The 19,820-nt window shown below is 36.6% G+C and carries 9 protein-coding genes and 1 tRNA gene; 1 reads left to right on the top strand and 9 read right to left on the bottom strand.

All coding sequences use genetic code 11. The features are described from left to right. The 6 genes from BFL47_RS16015 to BFL47_RS15990 form a co-directional block, all read right to left on the bottom strand. Nucleotides 1–8,310 carry a PKD domain-containing protein gene (locus BFL47_RS16015; protein WP_069660808.1) on the bottom strand — a complete coding sequence of 2,770 codons (8,310 nt, stop codon included), beginning with the start codon at nt 8,308–8,310 and terminating at the stop codon, nt 1–3. A 540-nt stretch (nt 8,311–8,850) separates the two neighbouring features. Further along, nucleotides 8,851–11,673, bottom strand: a complete 2,823-nt coding sequence (locus BFL47_RS16010) for a carboxypeptidase-like regulatory domain-containing protein (protein ID WP_069660807.1) — start codon at nt 11,671–11,673, stop codon at nt 8,851–8,853. Nucleotides 11,674–11,687: 14 nt separating this feature from the next. Continuing rightward, on the bottom strand, nt 11,688–13,166 hold the full coding sequence (locus BFL47_RS16005) for a hypothetical protein (protein WP_069660806.1): 1,479 nt from the start codon (nt 13,164–13,166) through the stop codon (nt 11,688–11,690). A 1-nt stretch (nt 13,167) separates the two neighbouring features. After that, nucleotides 13,168–13,980 (bottom strand): fimbrial biogenesis chaperone, encoded by an 813-nt coding sequence (locus BFL47_RS16000; RefSeq protein ID WP_069660805.1) that lies wholly within the window; start codon nt 13,978–13,980, stop codon nt 13,168–13,170. A gap of 124 nt (nt 13,981–14,104) precedes the next feature. Further along, nucleotides 14,105–14,635, bottom strand: coding sequence for a hypothetical protein (locus tag BFL47_RS15995; RefSeq protein WP_069660804.1), 531 nt, complete (start codon nt 14,633–14,635; stop codon nt 14,105–14,107). A gap of 222 nt (nt 14,636–14,857) precedes the next feature. Then, entirely contained in the window at nt 14,858–15,394 is a 537-nt protein-coding gene (locus BFL47_RS15990; protein WP_069660803.1) for a hypothetical protein, read from the bottom strand. Between the two features lie 201 nt (nt 15,395–15,595). Here BFL47_RS15990 and BFL47_RS15985 point away from each other — a divergent pair, with 201 nt between their 5' ends. After that, nucleotides 15,596–17,452, top strand: coding sequence for a sensor histidine kinase (locus tag BFL47_RS15985; protein ID WP_069660802.1), 1,857 nt, complete (start codon nt 15,596–15,598; stop codon nt 17,450–17,452). Between the two features lie 78 nt (nt 17,453–17,530). Here BFL47_RS15985 and BFL47_RS15980 read toward each other — a convergent pair. The 3 genes from BFL47_RS15980 to BFL47_RS15970 form a co-directional block, all read right to left on the bottom strand. After that, a tRNA-Asp gene (locus tag BFL47_RS15980) sits at nt 17,531–17,604 on the bottom strand. A 116-nt stretch (nt 17,605–17,720) separates the two neighbouring features. Beyond that, nucleotides 17,721–18,797: a peptide chain release factor 1 gene (gene prfA / locus BFL47_RS15975; RefSeq protein WP_069660801.1), complete on the bottom strand. Its 1,077-nt coding sequence runs from the start codon at nt 18,795–18,797 to the stop codon at nt 17,721–17,723. A gap of 149 nt (nt 18,798–18,946) precedes the next feature. After that, a complete protein-coding gene (locus BFL47_RS15970; protein WP_069660800.1) occupies nt 18,947–19,696 on the bottom strand; it encodes a UDP-2,3-diacylglucosamine diphosphatase in 750 nt (249 codons plus the stop codon). Nucleotides 19,697–19,820 lie beyond the last annotated feature (124 nt).

Genomic DNA, 19,820 nt, shown 5'->3' with positions numbered 1-19,820 from the left:
CTATCGTATTAAGTTTACAGAGCCTACAGTTCGTGAAGTGCCGGTATCATATTTCATTCCTGTCCATTTATTCCCATTAATAAATGTGGCTGAAATCTCCCAGACATATACCCCTTGTGGAGCTATTTGCCCTGCCATGTGGCCATCCCATCCTTCTGCTGGTGTACCATTTTCATCCAGCTTGTCACTTTGCCAAATCATTTCACCCCATTTGTTGTAGATCTTTATACTATATTTTGCAATACCCGAACCTTTAGGAATAAAGGTCTTCAACTCATTTTTAAAACTTTCAGGTTCAAATCCACTCGGTACATACAGATATCCTGGTACACCATCGATCCGCACTGTTCTAGTCAGCGTGTCCATACAGCCTTCGACGTTAGTAACCATAAGCTCAACAACATGAGCACCGGTATCGATGTAAGTATGGGATGGGCTTTCTTCTATTGAAAACTTACCATCACCAAATGACCAGTGTTGCTTGACAGGATTACCTATACTCATATTATGAAATGTAAAGGTGTAGTCCGGAATCTTAATAACAGAATCAGGTAATGCATCGAAATCAGCAATGGGAGGTGCAGTGATCTGAATATACTTCGCTAATACAGTGGTATCTGCACAGCCAAATTCACCGAAAGCGATCAACTTTACTGAAAAAGGAGACTTTATATAGGTGAATATATGATTAGGATTTTTACTTGTTGAAAATGTACCGTCGCCGAAATCCCATAAATAGGAACTGGCATTAACCGAGATATTTTGGAATATAATGTTCATTTGCGTACATCCCTTTGTTATATCTGAAGTAAAGGCGGCTTCTGGTGCTGCAGCTATACGAATTGTACGGATTAGTGTATCAGTACAAAAATCACTCATAGCAACTAACCGCAGATAATAAACACCTGGCTGTCCATAAATATGAGATGGCTCTGATTCTGTTGAAACTGCAGTATTATCACCAAAATCCCATTTGTATTTGGTAGCACGGATACTTGTATTACTGATTTTTAAATCCAGCTTTCCATTGCAACTTACGCTATCAACTAAGGTAAATAATGCTTCAGGCCTTGGGTAAGTATGAATAGTCTTTTCTATACTATCTGGTTCGCAAGCGTATACATTAGTTGTTACCAGTTTTAAGGTATAGGTTTGATCAGGTTCAGTTAAGAGGATAGTTGAAGGAGCGGCATCATTGGATACTAATACCCCATTGAGATACCAGGAATAATGATCTGCGTATTGTGATTTATTTGTTATTTCTAACTTAAAAGGTGCACAGGCAATACTTTCTATTGACTCAAAATCAGCCCTAGGTAAAGGATTGAATTGAACAGTATGTATTGCGGTATCAGGACAACCTTGAGCACTCAGGGCAATCATCTTTATTTCGTATTTAAAAGGCATTACCGCACCTGAAGGGATATTAAAGGTATAGGCAAAGTCTTTTAATAAGGAAACCTGAATATTGTTGATAAACCACTTATAAACCACAGCATCTGTACCACTATAAGTGGACTGATTTACAAAACTTATTGTTGCATCTTTTCCGCATATCAATGTGCTTGAAGCTGTAAATTCTGCTTGAGGTCTTTCAGTAATTTTTATTGTCTTTAAAAGTGTGTCTATACATCCAGCAGCATTATAAGCTATCTCCTTTACTTTGTACAACCCAGGTTTAGTAAAGACATGTTCCGCAGTATAACCAATAGCAATATTGTCCCCGCTACCAAGATCCCCAAAGTTCCATTCCACATTAGCAGCATCTGCAGGGGTACTACTAACGATCATTTTGAATGGTGCACAATTCAATGAAAACGAATTGCTTATAAATTGAGCAACAGGTAAGGGTAAAATTTCTATCTGCTTTAAAGTAGTGCTTGGACAGGCAATACCATCAGGATGAGATTGCAACACGGTTAAAAGGATATTGTATTTACCAGCATGAGTAAAAACATGCTTAGGGTTTGCTTCATTACTGAATGTTCCGTCACTAAAATCCCAATTATACACAGCTGATGGACTATTCTTACTAAAAAATTCCACTGGATCTTTAATGCAATACTGACCTCTTGTCAAGGTGAAGCTTGCATCGGGTAATGCATATACCGTTACAATTTCTGTTGTCGTGCCTGAAGAACATCCATTGGATGCCAGCAAACTCACTTCATAAACTCCAGGAGTTGTAAAAGTATGACTTACTGATTCTGGAGCTGTATAGGTTGTTTGCGTTGCTCCATCTTTAAAATTCCAATAAAAATTATTTGCTCCTACCGAATTGTTATCAAACTTTACAGTAAAGGGTGCACATCCAAATTTTCTGTCCCCATTAACCACAAGTTCAGGTGTCACGGTATTAGGGTAGATAACAATATTATACTTGGATATATCCGTACCACATTCATTTACAGCGGTTAGAGTTACAGTGACTGTATCCGTTTTATCGGTGTAGTAAATATGATTAACATCTAAGTTGTTATTTGTAACAAGAAGAGGTTTCCCATCGCCGAAATCATAAGTATAGGTGTTTGGTATTCCAGTTGATTGGTTACTAAAATTGACTGTCAAAGGAGAACATCCTGTAGTTTTATCAGGAGAAAAAGTAGCTTTTGGTGTAGATCTTACTAGGACAGAGTCAATGAAGATCGTACTTTGACAGTTGGTTGATGCCTTTAATGTGATGATGTAGGTCGTATCGCTGTGCAATGGATGAGGTTGAAAAACTATTACACCTGGTTTTTCTAAATTCGATGTCTGGCCATTTCCAAAATCCCATAAATAATCTGCATCCGCTAATGGACTTGATGTATTAGTGAAATTAACAGGAAGTGGTCCGCATCCTTTGATTTGATCTTTTGTGAAAGCGGCTGTAACATTCTTTACTGTTTGGAATTCTAGTTCCATGCTATGATCATTACATCCAAATTTACTTTTGGTAAGTAATTTGATGATAACATGTTCTCCGTCACTAAGGAGTGTATACCCTGGAAAATCCTTACCCACACCAATACTTGTTCCGTTTGCAAACCATTCGTATGAGGCATTTCGATCATCATAAGGAACTAGTGCAATCACCTGTTTCAGATCAAAAGGTGTACAAGATTTTTGAGTGCTTGCTTTAAACTCTGCTAAAGCAAGTGGATTTATTGTTTTTTCAATTATATTACTAACGCTTTGTTGATTCCCGTTACAAAGTGCGGTACTAACTATCCTGCGATACCAGGTAGTTTCAGATAAAACGGGTGGTTGATAATTAAGGCTGGTACCTTCATTATTCCAATTTATTTGGTCAACACTATTCTGCCACTGATAGCTAAATTTACCATCGCCACCTATTGGTTCTCTTCCTGTTATTTCTGTAGTTGGATCCCCTAAACATATCTGTTGGTTGGCTGAAATTATATTGTTGTCTAAAGAAGGTTGAACAGTAATCAAAATTGCATTACTGGTAACAGAACAAGGTCCGGAAAAAACAGTCCTTCTAATATAGGTTGATGCTATAAATATGGCTGTGTAATCTTTTAGTTCTTGTCCGGGTGCAATAGTCCATACAGCATTGTCCGGACTAGTAGTCCACTGATAAGTATAGGAGCCGTTGCCTCCGGTTGGTATCAAGCCATTATCTAATACGGTCTGACCTGAACAAATTATAGCATCTCCTCCAAGTTGATTCACAAGGGCAGGGTAATTATAGATAGCTATGATATCAGCACTTGGATCACATATACCATTATTGATTGTCCATGCAAATTCATAAGTACCCGTTTGGTGAAGCGTAACTTCAGTTAAAGGATCTGCAGGATCTTTAATATCTGCAAGGAATCCGCTCGTTTGAGTCCAGACGCCTATTCCATTTACAGCAAGATTTCCAACTAGTTTAATTGTACTTTCATTACAGATGTAACGATCTGCACCAGCATCTGCAGCAGTTACATTGGGCAATACTTCGATAAATACAGAAGATGAATTAACTTCTTGACAAGAACCGTTTTTAACAACCGCCCTGAACCAGGTATCCTTACTTAAATTAGCAAATGTATAGGATGGGGTTAATTTTGAAGGGGTTATGCTCCAATTGTTATTATCTGTTGAGCTCTCCCATTTTAATATCGATCCATAATATCCACTCAATAAAATTTCGCCTGAGTTAGTACCAACACAAACCCTTTTGATAATACTAGTAGTTGTGCCTCCTTTTGTTGGTTCATCCACTGTTATTTTTACAGGGATCGTATATATTAAAACGCCACAACCATTAGCTTGAGTTACCCTGACTCTATAAATAGTTGTTATATCTATGATACCCGGAGCATAAACAGGAGTATTAGCATTCGGGATATCAATAAAATCATTATTATCAACTAAAGATTGCCATTGAACCACATCTCCAGTAGGAGAATAAGAAGAGCCATCTAATTTAAGTTCTCCTATGAGACTACTCTTGCATATAGAAATATCCCCGCCTGTAATAGTACCAGCTACAGGATAAGAGGTTACTTGAATCTCTAATTGTGCTGTCTTTTCACTACAGGCAGCATCAAAAATGAAAGCATCATTGGTTATTTTCCATTCCAGGATATAGGTTCCAGCAATTAATCCTCTGATCTCCGTATTGTATTTTGTTGCATCAATTATAGTTAAACCTAAAGGACCACTAATCTTTGTCCATACTCCTTTTTCACCATTTGTCAAATCAGGAAGATTTCCTGTTAAAGCGATATGGTTATTAGTATTACTCGAATTAATACATATTTGTTGATTTGCCCCAACAGTCGCCACTACTGGCTTTCTTATTTTAATGTTTACAACATCTGGTTGATCTGCACAAGGAAAAATCCCTCCTATAGTCCATACCAGGCTATAACTACCTACAGGCTCTAACCCATTTACTATTGCTTTATATGAATGAATATCATCAAAGGTTAGCTTGCTCCCTGGTGCTTCATCTTTCCATGTACCTGTAAAACCAGTTCCGGGATCATTACTATGCAACTGAAAGCTAGTTGTATTACATAATATTTGATCAAGTCCAGCAAGAGCTGTAGGCGTACTTGCGTTTATAGTAACCGTAATAACATTACTAATCACCTCACAAATCCCCCAGCTTTTGACGCTTCTTCTATAATATGTAGTTGTTGCAGGATAACTTGATAAAGTACTGTTATTTTCACTAGGTACAATCGACCAAGGCCCAGTCTCGTTAACTGAAGATTCCCATACATATGTATATTCAAAATTCCGTATCGTAGGAACATCTCCACCGCTAAGGATTTCAGTAGATAAAATAACAAGATCGTTTTTACAAGAAATTGGCTTATCTACTTTAATCGTATTGGTGATATCTGTTAATATATCAATTGTTGCGGTTGATCCATTTGGATTGCACATACCATTAGAGATCGTCCACGTGAATTCATATTGCTGGCCTTTTTGTAAGCCAGTTAATATTGCATTAGGTTTTGCAGGGTCGTCAAAAGAAATTCCAGAATTTGATGTGGTCCACATCCCGGTACCTACGCTAGGAATATTACCTTTTAATTGGTAAGGGTCGGAAAGGCAACTGATATCATTCTTTGCATTAGATATTGTTGGAGCCTCCAAAATTTCGATCTCAGTTATTGAGGAAAAGTCCTGTGAACATTCCCCGCTTTTAACTATTGCTCTAAACTTTGTAGTTTCAGTAAGATTAGTGTAGGTATAGACATCACTAGTTGAAATAATTGATAGCCAGGGACCATTATCAACTGATTTTTGCCATTCAATAACCTGACCTGTTTGCCCTGCAAGCTTTATTTCTCCAGTTGGTGCATTAACACAAAATATTGTTGCTCCTGAAGTTGTTCCACCGACAGATAAAGGGTCAGGTTCTACTGTAAACACGGTCGAATATACATATGATTCACATCCATGATCTAATCCAACACTAGCAATCTTTATCCTAAAATATGTTTTCTTATCCAGGTTAGTAAACTCATAATATGGATTTGTACTATTAGCTAAATGAGACCAATCATTCGTATTTGTAAGAGATGATTCCCATTGAATAATTTGTCCGGACACCCCGTTAGAAACTAGTGTTCCACCTTGGCCAATACATACACTTGATGGGCCTGAGATTATTCCCCCTTCTGGTTTAGCATAAACCGTTAGGATCATATCATCAGACTCAGTACAGGTGAGGTTATTAATTGACCATCGTAAAGTATATCTACCAGGTACAAGATTAGATATTTTGGTCTTTGGATCCTTTCTATCAGTAAAGGATAAACCTAAGGAATCACCTATAAACTTCCACTCCCCCTTTTGATAAGGCTCCGGAATATTAGCGTTAAGTATATAAGTTGTGTTAATATTATCTGATACTGAATTATCGCAGACATAAGCATCATCTCCAGCTTTAACAATGATAGGGCCATAAAAAGTAACATTCTGATTATCAGCTACAGGAATATCACACTCATTCCTATAAGTAACATTTACATTGTACTCTCCCGGTTCTTCAAAAATTATTGTAGGATACTTGCTGTTAGCATCAGATCCCTCTTTAAAAGAATACAATCCTCCTGTTACTTCCCATTTGTACTTTTTAATGGTACCAAATCCCGTGTAAGTGGGGATATGTGCAGTTTCAGTTGAAAAATCAATAGGAATTGGAAGCCCCCTGCAATATTTTACATTGGTATGCTCAAATCTTACCGCTAGAGGTCCGGCTACCATAAAAGGTTCATCTGAGATAAGCGTATCACAGGAACTCAAAACCGTTAACCTGAGCACATACGATCCAGGTTCGCTAATATCAATTTTGGGTGTTGCTACAGTATCACTAGTCAAGAATTGAATACCATTTATTGCTTTGACGCTGGTTAAAGAGTCAAGCACCTCCCATAAATAGGCAATTTTACACATTCCAACTTCTGAGGTTAGATTGGAAACCTCTATATGAGTTGGAGCACATACCGGGGATTGTATTATTTTAAATTTAGGAAGAAGATTATTTTCAATGCAGATATCCAGGATTTTTTTCGAAGATGGACAGCTTTTATTGCTAGCCACTAGTTTAATGTTATAAGTTCCTGTAATTGTAAACAGATGAATAAAGTGCTGATCTATGGATATTGGTTCGCCCCACTCACTATCTGTACTTTTTTTAGCAAACCATAAATAAGCTGTTTTATCAGTACATGCTGTTCCTGGTTCATCTTCAGATAACCCAAGCGTAGTAGTATTTCTAAATCTAATTGGTTTGTTAATACAGCCTCTTGCTCCTGGAATCTCAAAATCAGCAACTGGTGCTTTAAACACCTTTGGATAAGTAGTAATAGGTACACTTGCACTAGTACAAAAAGGTGCTTTAATGAAAATATTAGCCTGGTAAGATATATAAACAGGATTAGTTAACTGAATTGGTGGTTGACTGCAAGAAGGTAAGCTATATCGGTGTTCGACTATACCGTTGACAATTTTCAACTCACTTGGAGTCATAATATCAATTTGTTGGTCTCCCCAATCAAAATTATAAGTCAATCCAGGATAATTAGTTATAATACTCCCGCTATTACCAGAAGATGCCGCGCCTCTATTGACAGAGTAGTGAATTTTCTCATTCTCTCCTACAGTATTATCTGGATTTTCTACCGCCGGTATGCAAGCTGTTTGTGAACCGTTAGATTGCAAACTTAAATTATATGTGGAGTTTAAGACAACATAACTCTTTGTTGAAATGATCCCATCTAATACAGCATTGAATCTTACCGTGTAATAGGCAACGTTTAAATGAATGGTATATATAGAATTTAATGTAAATGGTGTATTGGGGGCACCTGAATCATAATCATTAATTAAAGTTCCAGTAACAGCTGATCCTAAGGTTGAATTATTTTTAATGAATAAGGTATTACCATCTTTTATTTGAGAGCAGAAACCCCAGATTTGGTCCTCCATTAAGGAATATGAATGATCCACGGGATCAACTTTAATTGTCGGACCTGTTTTACTGTCGATAGTAATTGTTGATAGATATGGTACCGTAAATTCTTCCATTGCTGAATTCACAACCCTAATTTTTAATTTATATCCTGCACCTGCTGGAGTGCCTGCAGGAATAATTCCATTCACAAAAGTTGTAAAATGACTATTAAAAACACCGATAGGATTTGGGCTAACAAAGATGCCAACATCATTTGAAAGATACAATTCAAACCTACAGCCTGTTTTAAAGTCGCCATCACCTAAAGTAACCGGTACTGTAATATCACTTCCTCCCCCGTATGGTCCTGTTGGAACCACTCCTATTGTAATCGTTTGAGCCAAGCTTAAACTGAGATTACAAAGAAAAACTAGGTAAAGTGATATTATAAATAATTTTTTATGCATGATAACTAAGCAACCAGATCCGGTACTATTCCTTAATGAATAAGATTTAGGAACAAGCCTATAATTGAATCTTTTACTATATTATCCAGCTAGAAAAACGAAATATATTATCAAACCCAAGGCTACCTGTGCACATAAAATACATGTCCAGATTAAAACTTTCTCCTTCTTTGTTAATGGGACACAATCCTCTTCTTCTAAAACATAGGAGGGCTTTTTACTTTTAAGTTTAGGGTAATCGTCGATAAGATCCATAATGTAACAATTTTAATAATTTACCTAATTATAAAATGTGACACAGATCACTTTGGGAAAAATATTTTCACAAATAAGTAAAATAATTCACATAAAGAGAACAAAATTCCCCAATTAGTGATACAACTATCGTTGCGCAACATCTAATGTTACCACATATAATATACAATCATTGCCTATTAACTAATAGTAAAGGCGATTAACTAAATTAAATGATAGGTTTTAATCTTTAATATTAGATTTTAAAAGTGACGGAGAAACAAACTTTTTTGTTTCTACCTTTCTACCTTTTACATTTAATTCAAAATTGACATTTCCAATAATTTCCTGAACTACCAAAACATCTTGATTATTATTGCTGCATGTAACCTCTTCTGGTAAATCATTAGATGCAATTGATATAGTGTAATTCCCCACTGGTAAGTAAAAAACAAATTGCCCAGTATCGTCTGTTTTAGTTTTGGTAACTCTACCCCTTTCATCGCTGGCTTGTATGGTTACTCCTAACTGCGCCTTTTTTATCTCATAGCTAAAATCATTGAAAAGATAAGTTATTTTACCTTTTAGAGTTGCCGTTTTACTTAAAGGAATCTCTAGCCTAATATGCTTTTGATTTAATAGGATCTGTTGGTCGGGAGAATACCATTGCCCCGATGTGGGTATAGCTATTGAATAATTACTTTCTTTCAAATTCTTATACGTGATCACACCTTCCCTATTCGTAATAAACGCAGTTCCACTTATGTAAATCAATTGCCACATAGCATTTGAATCTCCCCCATCATATTGACCATTTTGATTTTCATCCTTATATACAAAAACTTCCAACGTGTTAAGATTTTTACCCAATCTTGCGTTAGCTATCTTTTGCGTAATTCCAAGCTGTAAATTATTACTTGTATATTTATTTTGGTCATAAGTATATTGACTTCCTGCTAATGAAGCAAAACATTGTGTCCCTGATGACAATTGATATTCCGTTCGGCCAGTAAGCAACCAGCTCTTTCCAATAGTACTACTCTTATTATATGATATCCCGGCATCTACTATCATTTTATTCTTGAATAGTTTTTTTTGTATTCCCGGGACAATACTAAAACTACTGAAATTACCTATTTGCCGTGTGTAACTGTTAAATGCTTCCCCAAGATAGAAATTTCCATATTGCAGGTTGGTATTTATATTAAATGGCCCATGTCTATAGTTCCCACTAACTTTTAATTGAAACTGATCTTTATCGTTGAAGGAATTGTGTGCCACTCCGCTTTCTAAATTAATGAAAAGCGATTGCTTAGTAACTCGATTTGAATAGTTCATTTGAGTTACTAAACGTAACGCTTCTATTTTTTCCTGGCTGTAACTATTTAGAACAAGAGAATACTGTCCCATTTCTGTTTGATATACCGGCGATAATAAAAAAGAAAGATTACCAAATATTTTCGAAATACCTATTTCAGATTTTGAAGAGCCATATTTATTTGAATATATACTGCTTGCTAACGCACTTGGATGATAATTGAAGTAGTTGAAACCAGCCCACAGATTGATACTCTTTGAATAATAGGACAGTCGCTCTGTAAATATAGAAGACCCTTTTCTATTGCCAGGATAATAGCCAGTACTCACTAAATTTGAGCTGTTCAAAAGCAGGCCCCTTATTTTCCAATCTGCATTAAGTCCTGCAAGAAAGCCCAATTTTTCCTTAGTAGAATCATTAAATTCATCTGTACTTCCAGCATTGAATGTGGCAGAAAAACGATTCTTCTTACTTGTTATCCAGGAAAAATCATTTCCAATTAAAACATTGTCAACCAACATATAGGGATCTTTATTATATATGGCTGTAGTTTGGAAAACTAAAGACTTCCCTGTGTGTTCAAATTTTCCCCATGCGGAACGACCGGAATCATAAACGAGATTACCTGAATTTGTAATCAAATTCGATGAATTATCTATATATCCAACCTCATAATTATTCTTCCTTGCTGTGTCTGCTAAAAAGGCTGTTGCCCCTCGACCATTTAAGTTAAGATCAAAATTACGGGCAATGTTTCCAACAGTTAGACCGGTATTGTGACTTTCAAGACTAATGAAGGTGTTTCTGAGATTAGGATTATTAGGATTATTTTGAAACACAGTTGCATCTATATTATACCCTAGTCTTGTCCCTGGAAAATCAAGCACTCCTCCACCTGCAAGTTCATAAGCAGCATATTCATTCAAAAAATTTTGCGCTGTTAAGGAAATATTATTATTGTAATTCCCTCTGTATTGAGTGGTTTCCGGATCGAAATTTCGCTTACGGATACTTTTTAAAACCTGTACATCAACATTACTTTGTCCGAAAAGATCCCCATTAAAGTAAATTCCTAAAATATTAATTAAATAGGATTCAGACTGTAGTATCTCTCTGGTTATGGGTTTATGGATATAAATTAGGGTATCCTTAAATGCGGGTATTGTTAGTTGTATAGTACTATGGAAGCCGCTACCTTGTGAGGTTGAAGGAAAAGTTGGAACAATTGATATTTTTTGTACCGTATTGCCTTCATTTGCTATTCGAACAGGAATATTAATTGAATCATTTTGACCGCTTAAAACAATGTTAGATATCAGGGCGGTCATCGTCACATTCTTTTTTATCCCTATCCGTATTATACATGTTTCCTGCTTTAAGAGCCCTTTTTCATCTTCTAAATAACAATTGACTCTGTAATCCAACCCAGCAGTAAGTTTATCCGGCATTAAAAATTTAACTGGAATAAAGAGACTATCTCCTGGCTGCAAAGTAACTGATCGGTTCTCTTTTGAAAGCAATTGCATAGATTTATCCCCAACAATCCTTACTCGAGCATTTAAAGAAAGGTTTCCCCTGTTTATTACTTTTAAAATAATATTTGTTAAATCATTGCCTGTAACTTCAATTTCCTTCTGTGAGAGAATGAAATCTATCTTTTTATCTGATTGCTGTGCCTCAACACGAAAGGATATAAACACAACAAAAACGACAATACAAGCCTTATATACTTGATAAAAAGAAATCATGTAGCCAGAAAATATCACCTAGGAAGGACTACATATATAACTTGCGTGGTGTAAGTGCCACTTGGCGCTGTAGTTATGGCGTTGTTCGCCTCCATTATATATTTTAAATTATACTCAACAGTTTGATACGTGTAATCATTATAATTATTGACAATGATAACCTGATCATTCGCCGATAGACTTATGTTTGTAGAAGTAATTCCAGATTTACTGGTAGAAGATGAATTCTGAAGTTTAATCATTGAAACTGGGAGCGTATTTGACCCGTTTATAAGGTTGGGCCCCACTGTTTTAACAATTACCTGATAAGCAGAATAGGCTACTATTTTTAGCCCATTTGTTTTAGTTACCAATATTCCATTCAGATAATTAGCAATGCTGCTATATCCAAATGACACATTTGGATATAGCAATGTAACCGTATAATCGTTAGTATTTCCATAAGTAATCTGAAAGCTAACTGACACGTTTTTGGTTGATATTAACTGTCCATTCTGGTTATTAAGAGTAAATATAAGAGGGCAAGTATACGTACCTTGAGTTGTCGCCGATGATAAAGCACTACCGCCCGCTATAATTATGTCGAAGGTATGGGCCGCACTAAAATCAAATGGTGCATTGGACTGATTGATAAGAGTAACATCCGACATACTTAAAGGTATAGGATTGCCTGAGGCACCTATTTGAGCATTAGTTGCCGAACCAGCAGAAACCCGATTAAATTTCAATGATACGTTTTGCGCAGGTACTGAACTACTTCCATTTACAAAATTCCCATTTGCTCTTACCTTTAAACTCCAACCCCGGCAATTTGCTCCATTGGATGCATAAGGAATAGTAATACCTTCAGTTACCGTTGCTCCTAACTGAAGCTTACTGTAAGTGTCAAAATTATAGGATGTCGAATTAATGTTTTCAATTGTTGTACCCGAGCAGGTATTACTATAATTGATAGTAAAGGAAATGGGCACTGAATTTAATGAGGTAACCACAGTACCAGCACTATTACAAAATGAAACAGTCAAGGTTGTACTAAAAACACCAGTAGTTGGAACCATGAGATGCGCTCCTCCCTGAATAATCATATCGAAATTAAAAGGCACGTAATATGCTGGAGGGGAAGCTAAAGCCGCTGTTGTAGTAATCAGATTGGCATAGGCATTTGTAAGCGAAACCTGTGAACCTGAAACTCCTTGAACTCCATTCACACTTCTGAATTTTAACGAGACATATTGTGAAGGTATAGTGCTACTTCCGTTTGTAAAGTCTCCATTAGCACGGACTTTTAGTGTCCAACCTGCTGAAAAACTTGCATTCTGGTTAAAATTCGCAACAATAGTAAGATGATCGTTTAAAGTAATCCCAGCCATTACTGCGTCATAAGTAGAAAGCGGTGCACTATAAGATTCACTAGCAGAAATAGTAAATTGACCACTTACCTTTGTTATACTTATAAGAACAACAACTATAAAAATTAAGGAATTTTTCATCATATTAAGTTTCAAACTCTAATTCCACAACCTTTAATTCATCTTTATTGCCATAGTTAACTATTGCTGTTGCTGAATAATGCCCTTTCTTTAAACTAGCAGGCAAGTCCATTACCAACGTTGTCTTATCTCCCGGCAAGGATAAAAAAGGAACATTCTCCATTTTAATCTTATCTCCGTTTTGGATGTTCAATAATTCCCATATCACCTTACCGTCAAGCCAAATTTTTCCAGTATTTTCAATCTTTAATTCCAGCAAGCCCTTAGAGTCTGCCTTTACCTTTTTCTTATCCGTAAAATTGACTACCTCAATATTTCGCTCATCCGCCTGCGTAAAACTATGGTAGATCTTTATTCCCATCCTTACACTTACTTTTATAGCAGCTCCATTTTCACTCTTGCTGTCAACCGGATTTAGTTGTGTAAAGTATAACATTGCTGTATGAACAGGGATATTTTTATCCGCTGTAATGGGTACGGTAAGTTCAATTGTTAACTCCTTCCGCTCTTCAGGTAATAGGGTAAAATAGGATCCAGGCAGTACTTTTACCCAGTTTGCACATGAGGTTTTTAGTATTCCTGGGTCATGCAGATTATTAGTCCCCAAACTATCATAATCCCAATCACCTAAAGAAACTCCAACCTCCAGGTTTTTACCTATAGGGTTTATAACATAAACTTTCTGAGTACTTGTACTACCGGCAGGTAGACGGTAGTACATTTTGGAAGGACTTGCTGTAATGCCTGCTTGAGCAAAGCCCTGTAGACCTACAAAAATTAAGGGGATGATAGATTTAGAGAAGCATGAAAACTTCATGATTTAGAGAATTTTGAATAAATGCAATGACCTTAAGAACCGCAAAAACTCTTGCCAGATTAAAGCCAAGAGTTTTTGTAATTTTCTAATTCTAATAAAACCTAATATTGATAAGATTAGCCTATTAATTAGGTGCAATAGTATAAGTTACTGTCGTTTTATAAGCTCCTGCTGGTCTGTTCAGTAAATTGACACTACCAACACCTGGCAATATTCCATAATTTACAGAGAACTTCGCATTGGAAGTACCAACTAATGATTTTATAAAAGCTTTAGGAACTGTCGGCGCTAAGGTTGTAATAACATTTAAAGTAGGAACTATTGTACTAGATGAACTAGCTAAAGAAGGAGTGAGAGTAAGAGCAGATAACGGTATATCATCTATTGCTGTTCCAGTTGATAACGGGCCACTTGCCATCACCGAAACAGTAAATATACCGGTACTTACAATCTCTATTTGGTCTGCTATTACTCCGGAACTTTTTCCGTTTGCATAATCAGATTCCGATGCAAAATCTATGCGTACAGCAGCGGTATTAAGCTTAATACTTTGAAGTGCTGCTAAGTTTACAGTCAATGTGGCATCCTGCGCATTAGCTTTATTAGAAGATACTCCTGCAAGTAATATGGCGACAAATAACAAGGTTTTTTTCATGAATCTTTTGTATGATATAGTTTATTACTGATCATGTAATCAAACTACGTTCCACTTACAAAATCGTGACAAATAAGGCATTTAAGGGGAATTACTTTTACACACATGAGTAAACAATTCCCCATATGCGCAATAATGGGCTATTTATTCCCATTATTGCGCATATGTTTTTCTCATTATTTCCCATGTCCTTTTAAACACATTAACCAAAGACAATATTTATCAATCCGGCGAAATAGTATAAGTTATAGTTGTTGTGTAATCTCCTACTGGTCTGTTTAGCAAATTAACACTCCCTGTACCTGCAGTTACACCATAGTTAACTGAAAACTTCGCATTGAAAGTACCACTTGATGTCTTTATAAAAGCTTTAGGAACACCTTTATCTAAGGCACCTGCAATAGTAGTATAAACCTGTTTGTTCATTGTACTGGATGAACTAGCTAACGTAGGTGTCAGATTAAGAGCCGTTAAAGGAATATCCATTGTTGGATCCCCAGCTGATAATGGACCACTTGCCATTACCGAAACAGTAAATAAACCTGTACTTACAACCTCTATCTGATCTACTATCACTCCCGAACTTTTTCCATTTGCATAGTCAGACTCTGTTAAAAAGTTAATATTTATAGCAGCAGTATTAAGCTTAATACTTTGAAGCGCTGCTAAACTTACAGTCAAGGTTGCATCCTGTGCCTTAGCTTTGCTGAAAAATGTTCCGTCAAACAACAAAGCTACTATGAGGATGATCTTTTTCATAAAATTACATTATGAGGCCTGTGTAGAAATTATTTTCATATACTTGGGAAATTCATTCCCCAACTGCAAAATAGGAATTTATTGTAAAATAACGCAGCATTTTTCTCGTAATTTTTAATCTAATTCATGCCCTTATTTAGTCCCCATTCTTAATAGGTGAATGATAATTTTTATTATCTTTAAATCTTACTTGTTCATCTGTTGAAAACGTTATACTCCTCAACCTTAAATAACAATCGTAGAAATATTTTCGCTGGAATTATTCTTTCCTCAGTATTTTACTTCAGCCTGCAACAAAGCTATTTACTTTTCCATACCATAGTTGAACTCTTATCTATTGTAATCGCATTTGCCGTCTTCATCATAACATGGAACTCCCGCAAAATGCTGGATAATAATTATTTATTTTTTGTAGGCATATCTTACCTTTTTATTGGCGCATTAGATCTTCTCCACACACTTACATTCACAGGGATGAACATTATTGTTAGTCCCGTCTATTACGCAAATCAGTTTTGGGTAGCTACCCGATTATTGGAGGCATTGACTTTTGTAGCAGGTTTCTGGTTCTTAAATAGCAGAAAAAAATTGAATGCCGATCTTATTTTTTTAAGCTATCTAGTAATCAGCATCTTAATACTCCTATCCATATTATACTGGCATATTTTCCCTTTGTGTTTTATTGAAGGGTCCGGACAAACCAAGTTTAAAATTTATGCTGAATACATCATCATAGCAATTCTTTTTTTAGCTGGCTATCTTTTATACAATAAGCGAAGTCAGTTTAGCGAATCCGTTGTCAAACTACTCACCATCTCATTAATCTTCACTATTTTGAGTGAGTTTTGCTTCACCCTATATATTTCCAATTATAGCCTGATCAATGAATTAGGACATTATGCCAAACTTGTAGCATTCTTTATGATCTATAAAGCTAATATCGAAACAGGATTTATAAGACCAACTAGCTTGATTTTTAAAAACCTAAAAGACAATGAGGAAAAATACAGAACATTAGCTGAAAATTTACCAGGTTTAATTTTAAGGTTTGATCAACATTTCAACTGCATCTATGCCAATTTAGCTGTAACTAAGTTTTCACAGAATACACCTACTGAAATTAACAATGCCGATTCACGCCACCTGGAACTACCTAAAACACTTAAAGATACACTTAACCTAACTCTGCTACAGGCGAACTCAACAGGCCGCATCCAGGAGACAAACATTAGCCTGAAGAAAGAGGGCCTAAATTATATCTACTCGGTACAAGCAATACCCGAATACCATACCCATACGGAGAACAAAACGTATCTCGTGATATGTCATGACATCACCAAACAAAAGAACACAGAGCAACAGCTCCAGGATTTAAATGCGACCAAAGACAAATTTTTCTCCATTATAGCACATGATCTTAAGAACCCATTTACATCGTTATTATCTTTTAGTCAACTTATTTATAAAAATGCAGAGAAATTAAGCGTTGAAAAAATCCAACATATGGCCTTCCGCATGAATGAGACAGCAAAGAATGCTTACTCTCTTCTGGAAAACCTGTTAAACTGGTCACGCGTACAAACAGGACTGCTAAAGCCTCACCCGGAGTTTATTGATATAGCAGACCTATTAGATCAGGCAAAAAGCACAGGAGGATCTATGGCTATACCGAAAGGAATCGACATTAGGATTTCACAATTGACATCCAGTACTGTTTTTGCTGACCGCCAGATGGTAGGAACCATATTCAGAAATATCATCTCAAACTCTGTAAAATTCAGCTACCCTAATAGCTACATTATCATAAAAGCAGAGAATATTTCCTCTTATATCCAATTTTCCATTCAGGATGCAGGAATAGGTATTGAAGATGTAAATCAGGACCTAATACTTAAAATGGACAGCAACTTCTCCACTCTAGGAACAGCAGATGAAAAGGGTACAGGTCTAGGACTCGTTCTTTGCAAAGAATTTGTAGAACTCAATGGGGGTAAGCTATGGCTCGAAAGCAAATTCGGCTTTGGCACTACCTTTTACTTCACATTACCATTAAATTAATGATGGAAAAAATTTAAAAAAAGGGCATAAAAAAAGGAGGTTTTTATACCTCCTTTAATCTGATTTAACTCTTTCGAGCGGTCCGGACGGGACTCGAACCCGCGACCCCATGCGTGACAGGCATGTATTCTAACCAGCTGAACTACCGAACCGTTATTCCCTTTTGGGTTTGCAAATATAGCTTCATTATTCGTATTACCAACATATATTTAGAAATACTTGAAAGACTATTGAAACACAGGCATATAAATTTCAAATTACCTCCAATTTAAGAAGCAACTGACCCCTCTTTCATCTTCTCCGCATTCTCAGCAAACTGCAACGCATCAATAATTTCCTGAATATCCCCATCCATAATAGCCGGAAGATTGTACATGGTCAACCCGATTCGATGTTCAGTAACCCTACCCTGAGGATAATTATACGTTCTGATCTTAGCGGAACGATCCCCAGTAGACACCATCGTCTTACGCTTTGCAGCAATATCTCCAGTCTGCTTTTGTACTTCCAGGTCATATAAACGACTTCTTAGCATTTCCATCGCCCGCTCCCTGTTACCAAACTGTGAACGCTCAATCTGACACACCACCACCATTCCTGATGGCCTATGTGTTAGCTGAACCTTTGTTTCTACCTTATTCACATTCTGCCCACCTGCACCACCTGAACGTGACGTCTGCATATCTACATCCGCAGGATTCAAATAGAAATCCACCTCTTCCACTTCCGCAAGCACTGCTACAGATGCTGCTGAAGTATGCACACGTCCTTGAGTCTCCGTATCGGGAACACGCTGTACACGATGCACGCCCGATTCATACTTAAGCTGACCGTACACCTCTTCCCCTGTAACCTTTAAAATTACTTCCTTATATCCACCTGCGGTACCTTCAGTAACGTCCATGGTTTCCACTTTCCAGTTTTTCTTTTCAAAAAACCGGGTATACATTCTATATAAGTCACCAGCAAACAATGCTGCCTCATCCCCTCCTGTTCCTCCTCGTATTTCAATTACTGCATTCTTGGCATCCTCCGGATCTTTTGGTATCAACATCAAACGAATCTGGCTTTCCATCTCATCTTTCTTTTGCAAAAGCTCATCCATCTCCATCTTTGCCATTTCTCGCATCTCATCATCCTTTTCAGTAGACAAGATCTCCTTGTTCGCATCAATATTAGATACGACATTTTTATAGATTTTATACTCGTCAACAATCTTCCCAAGATCCTTATATTCCTTGTTCAACTGAGCGTATCGCTTCATGTCGTTCATGGTAGCAGGGTCACTCAATTCTCTTTCTACTTCTTCCCAACGAAGTTTTATGGCTTCTAATTTGTCTAACATGTTCTGATTAAAAAAACTTGCGCTTGATAATTCACAGCATCAAACACGGTAATATTTGATAAACATCAGGTAAATAAATATTATCCCTAGTTTAAGAATCCAAAAATAATGCTTTTTAACTAAATAAATAACCCGCCTGATGAATACCTTTACTTTTCAAAGTATCTAAGGGCCAAGCCCTCCTCATCAAACACCGCATAACTATTATAATTCATCCATTCCCCAAGGTTAATATACCTGCTGGATGCACTCAACTCAATATCCAATGGAAGATGACGATGTCCAAAAATAAAATAATCAAAGTGCTCTTCCTTTAGTTTTTCCTTACTGTAGATAACAAGCCATTCATGCTGTTCCGTTTGAAACGTTTCTAGTTTTGCACCGGCAATACGACTATGTCCGGACCAGGCACCCGCAATTCCAATCCCCAAATTGGGATGAATCCAACCAAATAACCACTGACACAAACCACTCCTGAAAAACTTTTTAAGAAACTTATATTTACTGTCACCCGGACCGAGCCCATCTCCATGGTGAATATAAAACTTCTTTCCGTCGCGCTCAATAACCAGCTCATCCGATACGATCTTCACATTCATTTCCTGAGTCAGATAGCCAAACATCCACATATCATGATTCCCTTTGAACATCGTAATTTGCACGCCAAGATCTGAAAGCTCCGCCAGCTTACCTAAAAACCGGATATAGCCTTTTGGCACCACATATTTATACTCAAACCAAAAATCAAACACATCTCCTACCAGGTAAAGTTCCTTAGCGACGTTTTTTATAGAGTCAAGCCATCTTACAATCCGATCCTCTCTTTTTCGGCTTTCTCCATAATTTGCAGTACCAAGATGAAAATCTGATGCGAAGTATATTTTTGTACGTAAAGACATGCGATAAAGATCGATAAAAATCACTTATATGCCATTTCTGTATAAGGCTTATAAATCATTTTATCTAAGTTTGACGTTATAGACTTATCATATAAGAGTTAATTAAAGCATAACTAAATAGATT

Source organism: Arcticibacter eurypsychrophilus, from assembly GCF_001730525.1.
In the GTDB taxonomy this organism is placed as follows: domain Bacteria; phylum Bacteroidota; class Bacteroidia; order Sphingobacteriales; family Sphingobacteriaceae; genus Arcticibacter; species Arcticibacter eurypsychrophilus.
The sequence above is the reverse complement of the archived record's forward strand: the minus strand, read 5'-3'. Positions and strand labels throughout refer to the sequence as shown.

What these genes read in the sequence shown, in the direction of transcription:
- BFL47_RS16010 (WP_069660807.1), bottom strand. Translation starts at nt 11,673, where the DNA reads ATGATTTCTTTTTATCAAGTATATAAGGCTTGTATTGTCGTTTTTGTT.
- BFL47_RS16005 (WP_069660806.1), bottom strand. Translation starts at nt 13,166, where the DNA reads ATGATGAAAAATTCCTTAATTTTTATAGTTGTTGTTCTTATAAGTATA.
- BFL47_RS16000 (WP_069660805.1), bottom strand. Translation starts at nt 13,980, where the DNA reads ATGAAGTTTTCATGCTTCTCTAAATCTATCATCCCCTTAATTTTTGTA.
- BFL47_RS15995 (WP_069660804.1), bottom strand. Translation starts at nt 14,635, where the DNA reads ATGAAAAAAACCTTGTTATTTGTCGCCATATTACTTGCAGGAGTATCT.
- BFL47_RS15990 (WP_069660803.1), bottom strand. Translation starts at nt 15,394, where the DNA reads ATGAAAAAGATCATCCTCATAGTAGCTTTGTTGTTTGACGGAACATTT.
- prfA (WP_069660801.1), bottom strand. Translation starts at nt 18,797, where the DNA reads ATGTTAGACAAATTAGAAGCCATAAAACTTCGTTGGGAAGAAGTAGAA.
- BFL47_RS15970 (WP_069660800.1), bottom strand. Translation starts at nt 19,696, where the DNA reads ATGTCTTTACGTACAAAAATATACTTCGCATCAGATTTTCATCTTGGT.